Source organism: Achromobacter sp. JD417 (assembly GCF_041879325.1).
GTDB lineage: Bacteria > Pseudomonadota > Gammaproteobacteria > Burkholderiales > Burkholderiaceae_B > Achromobacter > Achromobacter mucicolens.
Genome location: NZ_CP087159.1, coordinates 4,009,550 through 4,025,797, shown reverse-complemented (window position 1 = coordinate 4,025,797; position 16,248 = coordinate 4,009,550). Strand labels below are relative to the sequence as shown.

Below are 16,248 nucleotides of genomic sequence, written 5' to 3'. Positions count from 1 at the left end.
CCGACTTGCGCAACCTTCGAAACAACGCTATTATTCAAGGCTTGCTTTTTCAAGCGCCCGTAGCTCAGCTGGATAGAGTACCTGGCTACGAACCAGGGGGTCGTAGGTTCGAATCCTGCCGGGCGCGCCAAGTTATTTTGCGGTTGTTTGCGCTATGCGCAGATGTTTGCGAAACCGATGAAAAAGCAGCGTTTGTAGTGAAGAGAAGTTATGCGTCACTACAAACATGGCACGATTATTCTGATATAATTTTGCCTCTTTGCCGGAGCGCCCGTAGCTCAGCTGGATAGAGTACCTGGCTACGAACCAGGGGGTCGTAGGTTCGAATCCTGCCGGGCGCGCCAAACCATCACGGTTTAAACATCGCGATGTGAATGCGGCAAAGAAAATAGCAGTAAAGAAAGTGCAGTAAACAAAATGGAAAGGCCTTTGATCTTGCATCGAAGGCCTTTTTGTTTTGGTGCACGGTTTTTTATGCGTGGGTCTGTAGTGCCGATTGGCGTTAATGATTGTGCTTGGGCTTGTGCTTGCTACTTGCCCCGCACGGCAACATCGCAAACGTGCAGGGGCGGCAGTGCCGGGCTTCCTGCTCGATCAATGCCGATCAATGCGCGGCGCTTTCTTCCGCGTTTTCCTTCTCCGCATCCTTCGATTTTTCGTTCGCCTCGTCGAAGCCCCAATCTCCGAACAGATACCAATCTTCGCCCAGCGATTCCGCCGGGTGCATGGTGCGGCCAGAGCCGTTGCCGCAGGCCATGGAGTCGGTGGAGCAGTAGCGGTCGCAGCCCCAGCAGATGCGTTCGGGGTGCTTGGGGTGGAGGGGAAACTTCTTGGCCATGCTGTCTGCCTGATGTTCTTGTTGAACTCAGCGTACTGCTGTCGGGGCCTGCGATTCATTGACATCGCACAAATGCGGGGTCGCCACCTGTGCCGAATCCCGTTTTAAACGGGGTCGATTTGCATGGTGTGATTCTTTCGTGTTATAAACACGCCTCTTTCGGGGCGCCCGTAGCTCAGCTGGATAGAGTACCTGGCTACGAACCAGGGGGTCGTAGGTTCGAATCCTGCCGGGCGCGCCAACTTATTCGAGATCATGCTGCACAGCGTGGTTTCCGCAGAAAAAACCGCAGCAATGCGGACGCGAAAAGCGGCTTGATGAATCCATCAAGCCGCTTTTTTTTTTCGTGGCGCGGATCACTGGCGCGGATCACCACACGCGGTACACGCGTCCGGTTTGCGCGCCTTCGACGCTGCGGCTGAAGGCCAGCGCCACGCGGCTGGCCGGGGCCGCCTCGAAGCCCTGGAAGTAGGGGCCATAGCTGTCCAGCGACTCCTGCAACACGGTGGGGCTGACCGCGTTGATGCGGATCCCTTGCAGTTCCACTGCCGCGCCGCGCACGAAGCCGTCGATGGCGCTGTTCACGGCGGCGGCGTTGGCGCCATAGCGGATGGGCTCGTCGCTCAGGATGCCGCTGGTCAGGGTGATCGAGCCGCCCGCGTTGACGTAGTGCTGGCCGATGAGAGCCAAGTCGACCTGTCCCAGCAATTTGTCATGCAGGCCAATCTTGAACTGTTCGGCCGTCATGTCGGCCAGCGGGCCGAAGTGCAGGCTGCCGGCGGCGGAAACGATGGCGTCGACCTTGCCAACCCGTTCGAAGAGGTCGCGAATGCTGTCGCTGCGGGTCATGTCGACCTGATATTGGCCGCGGCGCTTGCCCACCGCGATGATGTCGTGACGTTGGCCCAGTTCGCGGGCGACCGCGCTGCCGAGCGTGCCGCTTGCGCCGATGAGGATGATCTTCATGGGGTTCTCCGTGGAATGCCGTTGGGGTGGCGCCGGCGGGTCCGCCAACGCATGAATGCATTCTGCGCGTCGCATTCCGCAAGAAAAATCCTAGAATTGTCGGATCAGTCAACACTCAGGGTACGGAATCCATGGATCGCCTGCTTAGCATGGAAGTCTTCGTGGCGGTGGTCGAGCTGGGCAGCCTGACGGCCGCCGCGGCGCAGCTGGACATGTCGCCCGCGATGGCCGCCAAGCACGTCAAGGGGCTGGAAGACCGGCTGGGACTGCGGCTGATGAATCGCACGACGCGCCGCCAGAGCCTGACCGAGGCAGGCCAGGCCTACTTTGCGCGCTGCAAGGCCATCCTGGCGGACATTCGCGATGCGGAGCAGGGCGCCGAGGCGCTGCGATCGGCCCCGCGCGGCCATCTGCGCATCACGTCGTCGGTGTCGTTCGGGTCATTCGCGCTGGCGCCGGTGATCGCCGATTACCTGTCGATCTATCCGGACGTGAGCGTGGAACTGTCATTGAGCGATAGCGTGGAAGACGTGGTGGCGTCGCGCTTTGACGTGGCGCTGCGTATTGGCGAGCCCGCGGATTCGGGTCTGGTGGCGCGGCGCATCGGGCTTTATCAGATGATCGTCTGCGCCGCGCCGGCGTATCTGGCCCGCTACGGCACGCCCGCCACGCCTGGCGATCTGGCCCGGCATCAATGCCTGGATTTTTCGCATTGGAGCCGGCGCACGGGCTGGCGGCTGGGCACGGATGAGGGCGGGGAAATGGGGTATCCCACGGGGCGGTTCGTGTCGAACAATGGGCAGGCGCTGCGGCAGGCGGCGCTGGCCGGCTTTGGCATCGTGTTGCAGCCCGAACTGCTGCTGACTGACGACGTGCGCGCCGGCCGCCTGGTGCCGATTCTGCAGCCTTATTGGCCGGTCGCCCGGCCCATCACGCTGTTGTATGCGAAGGATCGCCAGGCGCCGCCCAAACTCACGACCTTCGTGGATTTCGTGGTGACGCGATTTGCGCGGTAGCGGTAGGGCATCAGGCGCGTCGTCGGTCCACCGCCGTCAGGGATGTGCCGCTTTTGAGAAGCTGATAGGTCTGGCCGCCCAGCCACGCGACCTTTTCACCGGAGCTGGTGCGGCAGACGCAATGCGTCTTCGGGTCAAAGCGTGGCGTGCCCAGCGCGGAATACGCATCGGGATCGGAAACGAAACGTTCGATGCGATACAACGTGCCATCCGGCGATGTGGCGAGCACATCGGTCAATCGTCTTGCGGTGCCGAGCATATTCAATACCTCCATGCGCGGGCCGTCAGGTGTCGGCGCCAAAGTCGTCTGAACAATTCACGGCGGGAGCGCAAGGCAATGCCTTGCGCGCGACGCTAATGAAACTGTCCTCCTAACAATGAATCATCGAGTTGGTCTGGCGATACGCCCAGGGCCGCCGACACGCGGTCAAGTATGACCTGCCGTGGCCGCGGGCGCGGCCGTTCCAACTCGATATAGATGGAGTGATCGACGCCAAGCCGGGCAGCCATGTCAGCAGTGCTGATGTTCAGATGCTCGCGCCAGGCGCGTATCAAGCTCCAATCGTTGCCGGTTTTTAGATTGACTACAGCTGGCGGCAGGCGCGCCTTGGCCCCTGCAACTTTCTTGCGAGAGGCGCGCGGCGCGGATGCCGCCTTTTCATCGCCCGGGACCGCGCCGCTGTGCCGCGATTCGCCCCGGGGTGTAGTGTGTGCCGTGACGGCAAGAAAGATGGCGCCGCCGTTCAGTTGGCGATACTTGTCGTTGCCCATCCAGCACAGCGTTTCGCCGTTGTCGAGCTTGCATTCGCAATCCAGGTGGGTATTGCTGGGCATGCCTTCGAGCTTGGCGATGGTTTCCGTGGTCGTGGCGTGACGCACCACACGGTGCAGCACACCGTCCGGCGAACGTACGAAGACGTCAGGAAGTCTCCAGGAAAACGGAATGATCATCTCCACAAACGAAGCCCATTACACCACTGTATAGCGCCGATGTAATGGTGAATTTGAGGGTTTTCCTGGAAGTGTCGCGCAAGTGTCATAGGCGTGTGGTTGGACGCCACGGATGCTCACAAAACCTCGCGGCCGCCCGGTGTTGCCGGCGTGGCCGGCAGGCCTGGCGTGAATTGCGCCGCCGCCATCACGGCGGGCATGATCTGGGCCGCGGCGCCGCGCAGGTTGTGATGGGCGATCGCGTCCAGCGGCGTTGCGGCCGGGTTGACCTGCACGACCGTGGCGCCGCCCGCGACGGCCAGCCGCGGCAGTTCGGCCGCGGGATACACGAGGGACGAGGTGCCGATGCTGAAAAGCAGGTCGCACTGTTGCACGGCAAGGGTGGCGTCACGCCAGGCCTGCGCGGGCAGGCTTTCGCCGAACCAGACGACGCCGGGACGCACCGGCGCGCCGCATTCCGTGCACGCGGGTGGCGCCAGGCGCCGGCCGGCGTCGGGCTCTTGCGGCGGGTCGGTGGCAAACGCTTGCGGAGCGCCGCAGCGCGAACAACGCGGCGCATGCAGGCTGCCGTGCAGATGCGTGACCGCGCGGCTGCCCGCGCGCTCGTGCAGGTCGTCCACGTTCTGCGTGATGACGGCCAGCTCCGGAACATGGTGCGTCAGCGCCGCAATGGCATGGTGTGCGGCGTTGGGCGCGGCGCGCAGGACCTGCGCGCGCCGCCATTCGTACCAGCCCCATACCAGGTCGGGATGTTCGCGGAATGCTTCGGGCGTGGCCAGCGCCTGGGCGTCAAAGCGCGACCAGAGCCCGGTCAGGGCATCGCGGAACGTGGCGATGCCGCTTTCGGCGGACACCCCAGCGCCCGTGAATACGACGACGCGGCGCGCGCTGCGCAGGGCCTGCGCCAGCGCGGGCGGAATATCGTGATGCGTGTTTTTCATTTCCAACCTTGCAGACAGTTCGATACGCTGCACGCGCCGGCAAGGCGCTGTCAAGGGCGGGCACACGGCGCCGCGCGGGCCAGCAAGCGGGACGCGCGTGCGTCCGCGTCCCGAATCGTGGATACTGTTTTTTCAATCTGGGATTTCATCCCGCCTTGGAGAGCTGAGAATGCCTGAATCGAACACCGGCCTGGAACGGCTTCGCCGCTTTATTGCCACTGCGACGCGGCTGGCTTCGCCGCAGGCGCTGGACCAGGGCCCCGAGCTGGCGGCGGCGTTTGCGGACCTGGTGGGGCACGACGATTGGCTGCCCGACGCCTGTACCGCCCCGCATCCGCAGTTCTACCAGCAGTACCTGCTGCATTGCGATCCGCTGGAGCGTTTCTCGCTGGTGAGCTTCGTCTGGGGGCCGGGCCAGTCCACGCCCGTACACGATCACGAGGTCTGGGGCTATGTGGGCATGCTGCGCGGCGCGGAGATCAATCAGCGGTTCGCGCGTGATGCGGACGGCCGGTTGGCGTTGGCGGGCGAGGCGACCACGCTTCGGCCGGGCGACGTCGAGCGCCTGTCGCCGGCCGAGGGCGACATCCATCGCGTGTCCAATGCCTATCCGGATAGGGTGTCCATCAGCGTGCACCTGTATGGCGGCAATATCGGCGCGGTGTCGCGTCACGTGTATGACCCCGATACCGGCCAGGCCAAGCCGTTCGTCTCGGGCTATTCGTCGCCTAGCCTGCCCAATCTGTGGGATCGGTCCGCCGCCGTGCGCGCCACGCTGGGCTAGCGTATCCGCCGGGCGGAATTTGCTGTTCCCGCACCGCGTCCCGTGCTATGTTCCCGTCCTAAATATTAGGAAAAATCACGAATGGACAAGACACTGCTCAAAGGGCTGATGGTGTTGGAAGCCGTGACCGATGTGGACAATCCGCCGCGCACCATCGACGCGCTGGCGGCCCGCGTGGGTCTGACCCGCAGCAATACGCATCGCACCTTGCAGACGCTGATACACGCCGGCTACGTGATCAAGGACGACGACGGCGGCGGTTACCGCGGGGCCGTGCGCCTTTTCGAACTGGCGGCGCGGCAACTGGCGCAACTGGACGTGCGCAAACTGGCCGCGCCCCACATGCGCACGCTGGCGGACCAGACGGGCGAGACCGTGCACCTGTCGGTGCTGGATGGCTTTGACGTGGTGTACGTGGACAAGATCGACAGCCCGCAACCTATTCGCGCGTACTCGATGGTGGGCGGCCGCGCGCCTGCCTATGCGGTGGCGACCGGCAAGGCGCTGCTTGCGTATCAGCCCGAGGGCTACGTCGAACGCTACGCGGAGCAGATGGTGCGGCACACGCCGTCCACCATCGTGTCCATGCCGCTTTTGAAAGACGAGCTGCGCAAGATCGCGCGCGCCGGTTACGCGGTGAACCGCGGAGAGTGGCGCGAAGGGGTGGGCGGGCTGGCGGTGACGGTGTTCAACAGTCTGGACCAGCCCGTGGCCGCGGTGGGCATCTCTGGCCCCCTGGATCGCCTGAGCGCCGCTAGGATGAAGCAGCTTGCGCCGGATGTGGCGGCCTGTGCGCAGTCCATCTCTCAGGGAATGGGCTATCGCCGCGGATTTCTGGATCAGTGAGGGGCGTGGCGCGCAGGGTGGCCGCGATCCGCTCGGCCTGATCGCGCGCCAGGCGGGCATTGACGTCCATGGACGTGGTCCAGAAGTAGGTGCCTCCGGCCAGGCTGCCCAGCACCGAGACGCCAGCCACGTGCTGGCCGGCGCCATTTATCAGGCAGCCCGTGTCGTAGTCCAGCGTCAGTCCGCCGTGCGGATCGGCCTGCGCGTGACCTTCGCGCAGCAGTTCAGACACCAGCGGATCGTCCGTGCGCGCTGAGTCCACCGAGAAGCTCGTGGCGTTGATCAGATGATGGCTCAGGTGTTCGATCTGGCCGTCCGCCGTGCGCAGCCGCGTGCGGAACAGGCCACTGGCCGGATCGTGTTCGCAGCCGGCAAAGCCCGCCGCAACGCTGAGCTGATTCGCGCCGAACAATGCCTGCAGCTTCAAGGCGTTGCGCATGGGAAAGGTTGCGCGCCGGGCCATCCATAGCGATCGCCATTGCGACTGGAAGCGGCGCCGTTCGGTATCGGGCAGCAAGTGCCAGATCTGATCGACCGCCGCGTTGGTGGCCGCGGCCACCGCCTGCCACGGACGCGGGGCGGCGGACGATCGGCGGATCTCGTCTTCCAGCGCGGATCGCGCGTCGCCGTCCATGCCCAGCACCTCGTCGAGGTCCAGAGACCCCTGCAACGCCAGCACTTCGTCGCGCAGGGCTTGCCAGATGATGTCCAGCGTCAGCGCTCCGCCGTGCTGAGCGGCCAGGGCGAGGGCGCCGTCTCGGCTCAGGCGTTGCAGCGCGTCCGGCGGACGGTTGTGCGGGCTGCGCACGGACGGCAAGCGACCGTTGCGCGACACGCACAGGATCGGGCCTTGGTGTCCGGCCTGTTGCAGTGCGGCCACGGCGTCCACCGCGCTCAGGCTGGTGCCGACGATGCACACCGACGCATCGGGTGCGATGTCCTGCGCCAGCGCCGACACCGGATATGGGCTGTTGAAGTAACCGGCCACGCCTTCCAGCGAGGGAAACGCCTGCGAGGGCAGGTTGCCGTTGCACAGCACGGCGTGGCGCGCGTGGCGCAGCGCGCCGTGTGCGGGCTGGATGATCGCGCCGCCGTCCGGCTGCGGCGCCACGCGGTGCACGCGGCTGCGCACGTGCTCCAGCGTCACGCCCAGGGACCGGGCGAGCTGGCGGCAGCGTTCGTAGACCGCGCCCATGTAGGCGCCGAAGAGCGGACGCGGCAGAAAGTCGGCCGGATCGATCGCGGTGACTCCATAGCCGCCGAGCCAGCCGGCATCCTGCGCGCGCAGCCAGTCGACGAAGTCCAGCCGATGGTCGGCGCGCGCCGACATGTTGCCGGCGGGGATGTTGAGCAGGTTGCTGCGCAGGTCGTCCTGGTATGCGCCGCCCGGGCCAGGCACAGCCTGCGGTTCGAACAGATGGATCACCGGCGGCCGTGCCTCCTGCGCGCCGGGCGCGGCCTGCAGCGCCAGCAGGAACTGATACAGGAAGCTGACGCCGACCGAGCCGCCGCCGACGATGGCCAGGCCGATTGCGGCCGGACGGCCCGATGCGGGGGCGTGCGTCATTTCGCCACCGACAGGCGCACCACGTCGGCCCAGCGCGAGGTTTCCTGCTTGAGCATCCGGCTGGTGTCGGCGGGTGTGGTGGCGATGGCGTCGGCGCCGAGCTTCAAGGCGGCCTGCTGCACGGAGGGCATCGCGGCGGCGCGGCGCATCCCGTCCGACAGCTTCTCGACGACCGCGGGCGGCGTGCCCGCCGGCGCGAGCAGGGCGTACGTGGTGGCGACCGAATAGTCTTTCACTCCCTGTTCCATCAGTGTCGGCAGGTCGGGCAGGGCCGTGGCGCGCTTGGCGGTCGTGACGCCCAAAAGGCGGATCTTGCCGCTGGCAACCTGCGGCAAGAGGGCGGGCAGGGTTTCGATGACCATGTCGATCTGGCCGCCCAACAGATCCGTGATGGCCGGCCCGCTGCCGCGGTAAGGCACGTGCATCAGCCGCGTGCCGGTCACCGCCTGGAAGAGTTCGCCCGCCATGTGCTGCGAGGTGCCCGGGCCGGCCGATCCGAACGTGATCGTGCCGGGTTTGCTTTTGGCCAGCGCAATCAATTCCTGCACGTTCTTGGCGGAGATCTTGCTGCTGTTGACCGCCACCGCCATCGGCATGCTGGTGGCCATCGACACGCCGACGAAGGCCGTGCCGAAATCGTAGCCGGGCTTGTCGGGCATGGCCGCGTGGATGGCGTGGCTGCCCACGGCGCCCATCAGCAGCGTGTAGCCGTCGCCCGCGGACTTGGCGACGAACTCCGCGCCGATCTCGCCACCCAAGCCCGCCTTGTTTTCCACGACCACGCTCTGGCCGAGAAAGTCTCCCAGATGCTGCGCATAGATGCGCGCGGCGGCGTCCGTGGCTCCGCCCGGCGGAAACGGCACCACCATGCGCACGGGTTTCGTTGGCCAGTTATCCGCGGAAGCGGGATTGGCCGACAGCGCCAGCACCGTGCTGGCCAAGGCAATACGCCACAACAGTCTCATGCAAGTCTCCTCGGTGGATGGGCCAGCATGCGGCAGGCGCCGTGCGTATCGCCGGCGGCTTGACCGCTGCAGTCCTCTTTTATTAAATCCTAAAATATAGGATCGACGTTCCAATAAATGGTTTACGTAGAATTCCACACGGTGCTATGCTGGTCAACAATTAACCGCGACACCTAGGGATTGCACTAGGCTTCGCCTGGAAATCAACGACTTCCCGTCTTGGTCGGACTGGATGATGCCACCGTTGAAGGCCGCGTCTTATACTGTTTTTCTTATCCCAAATATTGAATTTTCATAACGAGAGGTCAGACATGACACCCAGTTCGGCGCTAACCGGCATCACAGTGCTGGAGATTTGCAACGTCGCGGCGGGACCCTTTTGCGGCATGTTGTTGGCGGACATGGGCGCGGACGTCATCAAGGTGGAGCACCCCGAAGGCGGCGATACGCTGCGCAGCTGGCCGCCCATCTCCGATGGCTACAGCGAGAACTTCGCTTCGCTCAACCGCAACAAGCGCTCGGTGACGCTGAACCTGAAGGATCCCGGCGACGTCGCCTTGGCGCGCGAGCTGGCGCTGCGCGCCGACGTGCTCATCGAAAACAACCGGCCGGGCGTGATGGATCGGTTGGGCCTGGGATACATGCAGCTGCGCGAGGCCAATCCGCGCCTGGTCTATTGCTCGATTTCCGCCTACGGCCAGTCCGGACCGCGCTCGCAGGAAGGCGGCTTTGACCTCACCATCCAGGCCATGAGCGGGATCATGAGCGTGACGGGCGAGGCCGGCGGCGAACCCGTCAAATGCGGTGTGCCGCTGGCCGATTTTTCGGCCGGGCTGTATGGCGCGTTCGCCATCGCGTCTGCGCTGCGCGCGGCGCAGGCAAGCGGGCAGGGCACGCACATCGACGTGCCGATGCTGGGCGCGACGCTGGGCATCGCTGCCTTGCAGACTTCCGAGTTCTTCGGCAGCGGCAAGGATCCCGTCAAGCTGGGGTCGGCGCACCCGCGCAACGCGCCGTATCAGGCATTTCGCTGCAAGAACGGGTATTTCGGCATGGCCGCCGGCAACCAGGCGCTGTGGAAAGCCGTGTGCGCCACGGTGGGGCGCGACGACCTGCTGGCCGATCCGCGCTTTACCGACACCAGCGCCCGCGCGCGCAACCAGGCCGCGCTGCGCGACATCCTGGAAGCGATCTTTGCGGAACACGAGGCGCAGGAATGGCTGGCGCGTTTCCGCGCGGCCGGCGTGCCGTGCGCGCCCATCAACACGTATTCCGAGGTGCTGGACGATCCGCAGGTCGCGCACATGGGCTGGGTTCGGCCGCTTGAGCTGCCCAACGGCGTGCAGACGCGCACGTTCGGGCTGCCGGTGCGGTTCGACGGCGAGACGACGGCGCTGCGGCGCAGGCCCCCGGCGCTGGGCGAACACAACGACGAAGTGCTGGGGCCGCTGCGTGCGGGCGGCAAAGGGAGCGCGGCATGAGTGTCCTGCGTATCGACAGACAAGGATCGCGCCACGTGCTGACGCTGGCGCGCCCCGAAAAGATGAATGCGCTATCGGCCGACCTGGTCGAGGCGCTGATCGCCGCGCTTGACGAGGCCGAAGGCCAGGGCGCCAAGGTCATCGTGCTGCAAGGCGAAGGCAAGAATTTCAGCGCGGGCTTTGACTTCGGCGATTGGCAGACGCAGAGCGAAGGCGATCTGTTGCTGCGCTTCGTGCGGATCGAAACCCTGCTGCAGCGGCTGGCGGCCTCGCCGTGCCTGACCGTCGCGCTGGCGCACGGGCGCAATTTCGGCGCGGGCGTGGATGTGTTCGGCGCCTGCAAATGGCGCGTCAGCGCGCCGGACGCCACGTTCCGGATGCCCGGTCTGAAGTTTGGACTGGTGCTGGGCACGCGGCGGTTTGCGTCGCTGGTGGGCGCCGAGCGCGCGCGCTCGGTGCTTGAACAGGCCGCCACGTTCAATGCCGAAGACGCATTGCGCGACGGCTTTGCCAGCCGGCTTGCGGCGCCGGCCGACTGGACGCGGATCGGCGACGAGGCGCTGGAAACCGCCAGCGCGCTCACGGACGACAGCCGCGTGCAGCTTTACGCCGCGCTGTCGCAGGAGACGCCGGACACGGACCTGGCACGGCTGGTGCGCTCGGCATCGGCGCCGGGGCTGAAGGACCGCGTGGCGGCATATCTGCAGGCGCGCTAGGCGCGTCCCATCAAGCAGGGAGGAAGACAATGGCTTCAGGATTCAATCAGAAGAACAAGCAGTGCAGCTTGCAGGAACTGGCGGCGCTGGTGCCCAACGGGGCATCGATCGCGCTGGGCGGCAGCTTCCTGCATCGCGGCCCGTTCGCGTTCGTGCGTGAACTGATCCGCCAGGAAAAGCGCGATCTCGAACTCATCAAGCAGTCGCCGGGGTACGACGTCGACATCCTGTGCCGGGCGGGCGTGCTGCGCCGCGTGCGCGCGGGCATCGTCGCGATGGAGGGCAACTTCGGTCTGGCGCCCTGGTACCGGCGCGCCGTGGAACGCCACGAGATCGAGCTGGAGGAACATGCCTGCGCCAGCCTGACTGCAGGGCTGCGCGCGGCGGCCTTCGGCGTGCCGTTTCAGCCCTGCGGCGGTCTGCACGGCAGCGGCCTGCCGGAACTGAACGGCTGGAAATGCCTGGAAGACCCGTACGGCAGCGGCGAGAAGACCTGGGTGGTGCCGGCGATCCGGCCCGACTTCGCGGTGATCCAGGCGTCGGAAGTGGATGCGCAGGGTAATGTGCGCGTGCATGGCACCGCGCATTGGGACCGGATCATGTCGCGTGCCGCCGGCAGCGTGCTGGTGGTGGCCGAAAAGCAGGTGGATAGCGCCGTGTTCGAGGCGCAGCCCGAATCCACGCTGGTGCCGTATTTCATGGTGCAGGCCTATGCGGTCGTGCCGCGGGGCGCGTGGCCGGGATCGTGCTGGCCCGATTACGCCATCGACTATCCGGCGGTGGAAACCTACATGGACAAGAACAGCGATCTGCGCGCGCACCTGGCTGCGGCGCCCGAAGCGCGGGAGGTAAATCATGGCTGAGCAATGGTCGGGCTTTTCGTACATCGTCACCAATCTGGCGCGCTTCATCCGCCCCGATGAAATCACGTTCAGCGGCGTCAATTCCACGATGCCCATGCTGGCCTGCCTGCTGGCCAAGCGCGCGTATGACTGGGACTTCGTCTACATCAACGTGGCAGGCGGCGTGAACCCGCGGCCCTCGCACATTCCGTTGTCCAGCTCCGATCCGGTGCTGGCCGAGCACACGGCGTCGATCTTCTCGAACGAAGACTTCTACGACCTGTGCACGCGCGGCCGCATGGACCTGACGTTTCTGGGCGCCGCGCAGATCGATGGCGCGGGCTGCGCCAACAACTCGTGCATTGGCGACTGGCACGAACCCAAGGTCCGCCTGCCCGGCGGCGGCGGCGGGGCGGTGATGCTGCCCACGGCGCGGCGCGCCTGCACCTGGCGCACCGAGCATTCTCGCCGCACGTTCGTGCCCAAGCTGGACTTCATGACGTCGTGGGGCGGCTTTCATGGAGTGGTCACGCCGATTGCCGTGTTCATCAAACGCGACGGCCGGCTGGCGCTGCAATCGTGGCATCCAGAATCCAGCCTGTCCGAGGTGCGCGAGCGCACGGGCTTTGAGTTCGACGCCGCCGGCGCGGGCCCGACCGAACCGCCGACCGAGCGCGAAGCCCTTGCCTTGCGCGAACTGGACGCGGACGGTCAGTTCGAACGCGACGCCGCCGTCGCGCTGCGCTGATCGCGCAACCATCCATCACATCGAGCCCGGTACAGGGGGAATCAGTCATGTCGATTGCCGATGCCACGGTCGTGGCGGCGTTTGCACGCTTGTGGGACCAGCCGGAATGGGCCGCGCGCCCCGCGCTCGTGACCGCCGAGGAAACCGTCACCTACGCAGACCTGCGCCGCCGGGTGGGGCAGGCCGCGGGCGGCCTGAGGGCTGCCGGCGTTGCGCCCGGCGACTACGTCGGCGTGGCGATGGAGCGCTCGCTGGCGCAGGTGCTGGCCATTCTGGGCGTCATGGCGGCGGGCGCATGCCCGTGCCCGCTGGAGCCGCGGCTGTCGGTCGAGGAAACCGCGCGGCGCGTGGCGGCAGTGGGGCTGACGTGGATGCTGGCCGATAGCGACAACGCCGCCACCGCGCGCGGCTGCGGCCTGCCGGCGGCGCGCGCGCTCGATGCGGCAAAGATCGCGCAGGGCGGGCAGGACTGGTCCGGCGCGGATGTCGCGCCAGCGGCGCCGGGGCTGCTGCTTTTTACGTCCGGCAGCACCGGTAATCCGAAGGGCGTGCTGCTCAGCCATCGGGGGATCGTGAACAACGCGCGCGGCGTTCTGGCGCATACGGGTCTGACGCCCGGCGATCGCCTGCTGCACGTCATGCCGCTGCACCACACCAACGCGCTCAACAATCAGATCTTCACGCCGCTGCTGGCGGGGGCGAGCGTGGCGCTGGCCGGCCGGTTCCGCGCGCAGGACATGCCGGGTCTGCTGGCCGCCTTCCGGCCTACGATCATCACCGGCGTGCCGACGATGTATGCGCGGATGCTTGAATTGACCTTCGATCCGGATAGCCTTGCCGGCCTGCGCTTTGCCCGTTGCGGCTCGGCGCCAATCACCGAGGCCTTGCACCGCCGGATCGAAGCCTTCCTCGGGTGTCCGCTGGTCGTGTCCTATGGCCTGTCGGAGGCCACGTGCACGTCCACCATGAATCCGCCCGCGGCGCGGCGCGTGGGATCGGTGGGCACGGTGCTTGAAGGGCAGGACGTGAGCCTGCGCCTGCCCGACGGCAGCCAGGCGCCGGCAGGCGCCGAAGGCGAGATCTGCATTGCGGGCGACAGCCTGATGCTGGGCTATCTGGGCGTGGACAGTGCGGACGCTGGCGCGCCGCAGCTGCTGCGCACGGGCGACCTGGGCCGCTTCGACGCACAGGGTTATCTGATGATCACCGGCCGCATCAAGGACGTCATCATCCGCGGCGGCGAGAACATTTCGCCCGCGCTCATCGAAGGCGTGGTGACGGGCATGCCCAGCATCGCCGCCTGCTGCGTGGTGGGGGCGCCGGACGAGGATCTGGGCGAGACGCCGGTGATCTTCGTGCAGGGCAATGGCGACGCCGCGCCTGATGCGGCCGCGATACAGGCCGAGGTGCTGGCGCGGTTGGGCCGGATCTACGTGCCGCGCGACGTGATCTGGATCGACCGGTTGCCGGAGAACGCGGTGGGCAAGGTGGACCGCAAGGCGCTGGCCCGGCAGGCGGCTGGGCGCGAAACGGTGCAATGAAAAAGGGGGCGCGAAGCCCCCCATAGACGCTACGGTCTAGTTCGTCATTCCACCTTGCCGATCCGCTTGACCGCCACTTCCAGCGAAGCGGAGTCCTTTTTCCAATAGTCGTCGAACGCCGGCGCGTCCAGGTACTGCACCGGGCTGCCGGTGCCGGCGATGCGCGCCTGCACCGCGGGATCGTCCGCGATCTGCTTGACGGCATCGCGCAGCTTGTCGATGACGGCAGGCGGCGTGCCGGCTAGCGCGAAGATGCCGGACCACTGCACGAAGCTGGCGTCAAACCCCTTGGACTTGAGCGATGGCACCTGCGGCAGGCTCTCCAGCTTGCCGTCGCCCCAATGCGCCAGGGGGCGGACACGTCCAGATTGAATGAGCTGCATGACGCTGGACGGGCCGGTGGCCAGGGCGTCGACCTGCCCGCCGACCAGCGCCTGCACCGCAGGACCCGCGCCGGTGAAGGGCACGTGCATCATCTTGATGCCGGCGGCGTTCTGCAGCATTTCCATCGGCACGTGCATCGTGCCGTAGATGCCCGAGCTGCCGTAGCTCAGCTTGCCGCCCTGTTTCCTGGCTGCCTCAAGGAATTCGTCCAGCGTCTTGTAGGGCGCGTCCGCGCGCACCACCAGCACGGTGGGATCGGCCGTGATGCGGGCGATCGGCACAAACTGGTCCAGCTGATAGGCGGGCTTGCGCTCCAGCAGCCGGTCGGCCGCGGGCAGGATGGAAATCGACGACAGGCTCATCAGCAACGTGTAGCCATCGGGCTTGGCGCGGCCCGCCTGGCCGATGCCGATGGCCCCGCCCGCGCCGCCCTTGTTTTCGATGACGATGGGCTGGCCCAGCTTGTCGCCCAAGGCCTGGGCAATGGGGCGGGCGATGGTGTCGGCCACGCCGCCGGGCGGGAAGGGCACCACCAGCGTGACAGGGCGTTCGGGATAGCCGGCGGCCAGCACGGTCATCGTGGCCGTCGCACTCAGGCATAGCAAGGCAGCCGCAGCCACCTGTTTGCAGCGCAGTTTCATGTCTCACTCCTTATGGGCTTGCGTGCTGCGCGGCGCCGGTTTCATTGACCGGCGCTCATTGGCGCGGGCGTCAGACGAATCGGTTCTCGATCCTTCCAATGCCGTCGATTTCAATGCGGACGGTGTCCCCGCTCTTGAGGAACTGGGGCGGATTCAGGCCCTGGCCGACGCCAGCGGGCGTGCCGGTGGCAATGACGTCGCCGGGGTACAGCGTGATGCCGCGCGAGCAGGTTTCGATGAGCGTGGGAATGTCGAAGATCAGGTCTTCCGTGTTGCCGTCCTGGCGCAGCTCGCCGTTCACCCAGCAGCGCACGCGCGTGTTGCGCCCGTCCAGCTCGTCGGCGGTGACCAGCCACGGACCCATCGGGCAGAAGGTGTCGAAGGATTTGCCCAGGTCCCACTGCTGGTGGCGCATCTGTACGTCGCGTGCGGTGACGTCATTGACCACGGTGTAGGCGATGACGTGGCTCATGGCTTCGGCGCGGGAGATGTTGCGACCGCCCTTGCCGATCACCACCGCCAGTTCGGCTTCGTAGTCGATCTTGTCGGAGATGCCCGTGGGCAGCGTCACGTCGGACCAGGGGCCCACCACGGTTTGCGGCACCTTGGTGAAGACGATGGGCCAGGATTCCGGGTTGGCGTCGTTGTCCTTGAAGACGGAGTCGCGCAGTTCCTTGGCATGGGCGTGATAGTTGCGGCCCACGCAGAACAGGTTGCGCGGCTGCGCCGGCAGGGGCGCTTCGTGCTCGACCTGATCCCAGCGATAGGACGGTCCCGTCTGGGCGGGCAGGGCGCGGCCCTCGGCCAGCCACCGCACCGCCGTCAGTGCGCCGGCCGCGGCCAGTTCGGGCGCGAAGTCCAGCGCGGTAACCGTGCTGCCATCGTCCGCGACCACGCCCACGCGCCGTTCACCATTGACTCGAAATACCGCGATTTTCATGCTTGCTCCTGCGGGGCTTACGCCGCCCGTTGATGAGATACCAAAAAATACCAAGTTGAATAATTCAGGCCCAATTGGTGC

At 66.1% G+C, this 16,248-nt stretch carries 17 protein-coding genes and 3 tRNA genes; 11 read left to right on the top strand and 9 right to left on the bottom strand.

Annotated features, from left to right (window positions below):
• Nucleotides 1-53 precede the first annotated feature (53 nt).
• A tRNA-Arg gene (locus LN047_RS18525) sits at nucleotides 54-130 on the top strand.
• A 137-nt stretch (nucleotides 131-267) separates the two neighbouring features.
• Nucleotides 268-344, top strand: a tRNA-Arg gene (locus tag LN047_RS18520).
• Between the two features lie 260 nt (nucleotides 345-604).
• Here the strand turns inward: LN047_RS18520 and LN047_RS18515 are convergent.
• The gene (locus tag LN047_RS18515; protein WP_373979824.1) at nucleotides 605-838 is read right to left on the bottom strand and encodes a DUF3079 domain-containing protein; all 234 of its coding nucleotides are present in this window, start codon (nucleotides 836-838) and stop codon (nucleotides 605-607) included.
• 164 nt (nucleotides 839-1,002) lie between these two features.
• Between LN047_RS18515 and LN047_RS18510 the strand changes: the two genes are divergently transcribed.
• Nucleotides 1,003-1,079, top strand: a tRNA-Arg gene (locus tag LN047_RS18510).
• A gap of 128 nt (nucleotides 1,080-1,207) precedes the next feature.
• On the opposite strand, the gene LN047_RS18505 is transcribed toward LN047_RS18510, so the two are convergent.
• Complete coding sequence (locus tag LN047_RS18505; protein ID WP_373979823.1) at nucleotides 1,208-1,804, bottom strand: short chain dehydrogenase; 597 nt, start codon at nucleotides 1,802-1,804, stop codon at nucleotides 1,208-1,210.
• A 131-nt stretch (nucleotides 1,805-1,935) separates the two neighbouring features.
• Between LN047_RS18505 and LN047_RS18500 the strand changes: the two genes are divergently transcribed.
• Nucleotides 1,936-2,820 carry a LysR family transcriptional regulator gene (locus tag LN047_RS18500; RefSeq protein WP_062839204.1) on the top strand — a complete coding sequence of 295 codons (885 nt, stop codon included), beginning with the start codon at nucleotides 1,936-1,938 and terminating at the stop codon, nucleotides 2,818-2,820.
• 10 nt (nucleotides 2,821-2,830) lie between these two features.
• Here the strand turns inward: LN047_RS18500 and LN047_RS18495 are convergent, their stop codons facing one another.
• From LN047_RS18495 to LN047_RS18485, 3 genes are all read right to left on the bottom strand, one after another.
• Complete coding sequence (locus LN047_RS18495) at nucleotides 2,831-3,079, bottom strand: hypothetical protein (RefSeq protein ID WP_172802127.1); 249 nt, start codon at nucleotides 3,077-3,079, stop codon at nucleotides 2,831-2,833.
• A 95-nt stretch (nucleotides 3,080-3,174) separates the two neighbouring features.
• A complete protein-coding gene (locus LN047_RS18490) occupies nucleotides 3,175-3,777 on the bottom strand; it encodes a helix-turn-helix domain-containing protein (RefSeq protein ID WP_152385000.1) in 603 nt (200 codons plus the stop codon).
• 110 nt (nucleotides 3,778-3,887) lie between these two features.
• A complete protein-coding gene (locus LN047_RS18485; protein ID WP_373979822.1) occupies nucleotides 3,888-4,712 on the bottom strand; it encodes an NAD-dependent deacetylase in 825 nt (274 codons plus the stop codon).
• 169 nt (nucleotides 4,713-4,881) lie between these two features.
• Between LN047_RS18485 and LN047_RS18480 the strand changes: the two genes are divergently transcribed.
• Both LN047_RS18480 and LN047_RS18475 read left to right on the top strand, forming a co-directional pair.
• Complete coding sequence (locus LN047_RS18480; protein ID WP_373979821.1) at nucleotides 4,882-5,496, top strand: cysteine dioxygenase; 615 nt, start codon at nucleotides 4,882-4,884, stop codon at nucleotides 5,494-5,496.
• An 81-nt stretch (nucleotides 5,497-5,577) separates the two neighbouring features.
• The gene (locus LN047_RS18475; RefSeq protein ID WP_056323557.1) at nucleotides 5,578-6,342 is read left to right on the top strand and encodes an IclR family transcriptional regulator; all 765 of its coding nucleotides are present in this window, start codon (nucleotides 5,578-5,580) and stop codon (nucleotides 6,340-6,342) included.
• Here the strand turns inward: LN047_RS18475 and LN047_RS18470 are convergent.
• Entirely contained in the window at nucleotides 6,251-7,909 is a 1,659-nt protein-coding gene (locus LN047_RS18470; protein ID WP_373979820.1) for an FAD/NAD(P)-binding protein, read from the bottom strand. The two genes, LN047_RS18475 and LN047_RS18470, sit on opposite strands and share 92 nt — an antisense overlap.
• The gene (locus LN047_RS18465) at nucleotides 7,906-8,874 is read right to left on the bottom strand and encodes a Bug family tripartite tricarboxylate transporter substrate binding protein (RefSeq protein WP_373979819.1); all 969 of its coding nucleotides are present in this window, start codon (nucleotides 8,872-8,874) and stop codon (nucleotides 7,906-7,908) included. The genes LN047_RS18470 and LN047_RS18465 overlap by 4 nt, the downstream gene beginning before the upstream one ends.
• A gap of 311 nt (nucleotides 8,875-9,185) precedes the next feature.
• On the opposite strand from LN047_RS18465, the gene LN047_RS18460 reads away from it, so the two are divergent.
• From LN047_RS18460 to LN047_RS18440, 5 genes are read left to right on the top strand one after another with little or no spacing between them, the layout of a single operon-like run.
• Nucleotides 9,186-10,355 (top strand): CaiB/BaiF CoA transferase family protein, encoded by a 1,170-nt coding sequence (locus LN047_RS18460; protein ID WP_373979818.1) that lies wholly within the window; start codon nucleotides 9,186-9,188, stop codon nucleotides 10,353-10,355.
• Nucleotides 10,352-11,071, top strand: a complete 720-nt coding sequence (locus LN047_RS18455) for an enoyl-CoA hydratase/isomerase family protein (protein ID WP_373979817.1) — start codon at nucleotides 10,352-10,354, stop codon at nucleotides 11,069-11,071. The genes LN047_RS18460 and LN047_RS18455 overlap by 4 nt, the downstream gene beginning before the upstream one ends.
• Before the next feature lie 29 nt (nucleotides 11,072-11,100).
• The gene (locus tag LN047_RS18450; RefSeq protein ID WP_373979816.1) at nucleotides 11,101-11,934 is read left to right on the top strand and encodes a CoA transferase subunit A; all 834 of its coding nucleotides are present in this window, start codon (nucleotides 11,101-11,103) and stop codon (nucleotides 11,932-11,934) included.
• Nucleotides 11,927-12,661 carry a CoA-transferase subunit beta gene (locus LN047_RS18445; RefSeq protein ID WP_062839197.1) on the top strand — a complete coding sequence of 245 codons (735 nt, stop codon included), beginning with the start codon at nucleotides 11,927-11,929 and terminating at the stop codon, nucleotides 12,659-12,661. Before LN047_RS18450 ends, LN047_RS18445 begins: the two co-directional genes overlap by 8 nt.
• A 47-nt stretch (nucleotides 12,662-12,708) precedes the next feature.
• Entirely contained in the window at nucleotides 12,709-14,202 is a 1,494-nt protein-coding gene (locus tag LN047_RS18440) for a class I adenylate-forming enzyme family protein (protein WP_373979815.1), read from the top strand.
• Between the two features lie 44 nt (nucleotides 14,203-14,246).
• Here LN047_RS18440 and LN047_RS18435 read toward each other — a convergent pair whose 3' ends face one another.
• Together LN047_RS18435 and LN047_RS18430 are read right to left on the bottom strand one after the other, a co-directional pair.
• Nucleotides 14,247-15,227, bottom strand: coding sequence for a tripartite tricarboxylate transporter substrate binding protein (locus tag LN047_RS18435; RefSeq protein ID WP_373979814.1), 981 nt, complete (start codon nucleotides 15,225-15,227; stop codon nucleotides 14,247-14,249).
• 70 nt (nucleotides 15,228-15,297) lie between these two features.
• Nucleotides 15,298-16,167, bottom strand: coding sequence for a fumarylacetoacetate hydrolase family protein (locus LN047_RS18430; RefSeq protein WP_152384990.1), 870 nt, complete (start codon nucleotides 16,165-16,167; stop codon nucleotides 15,298-15,300).
• Between the last annotated feature and the right edge of the window lie 81 nt (nucleotides 16,168-16,248).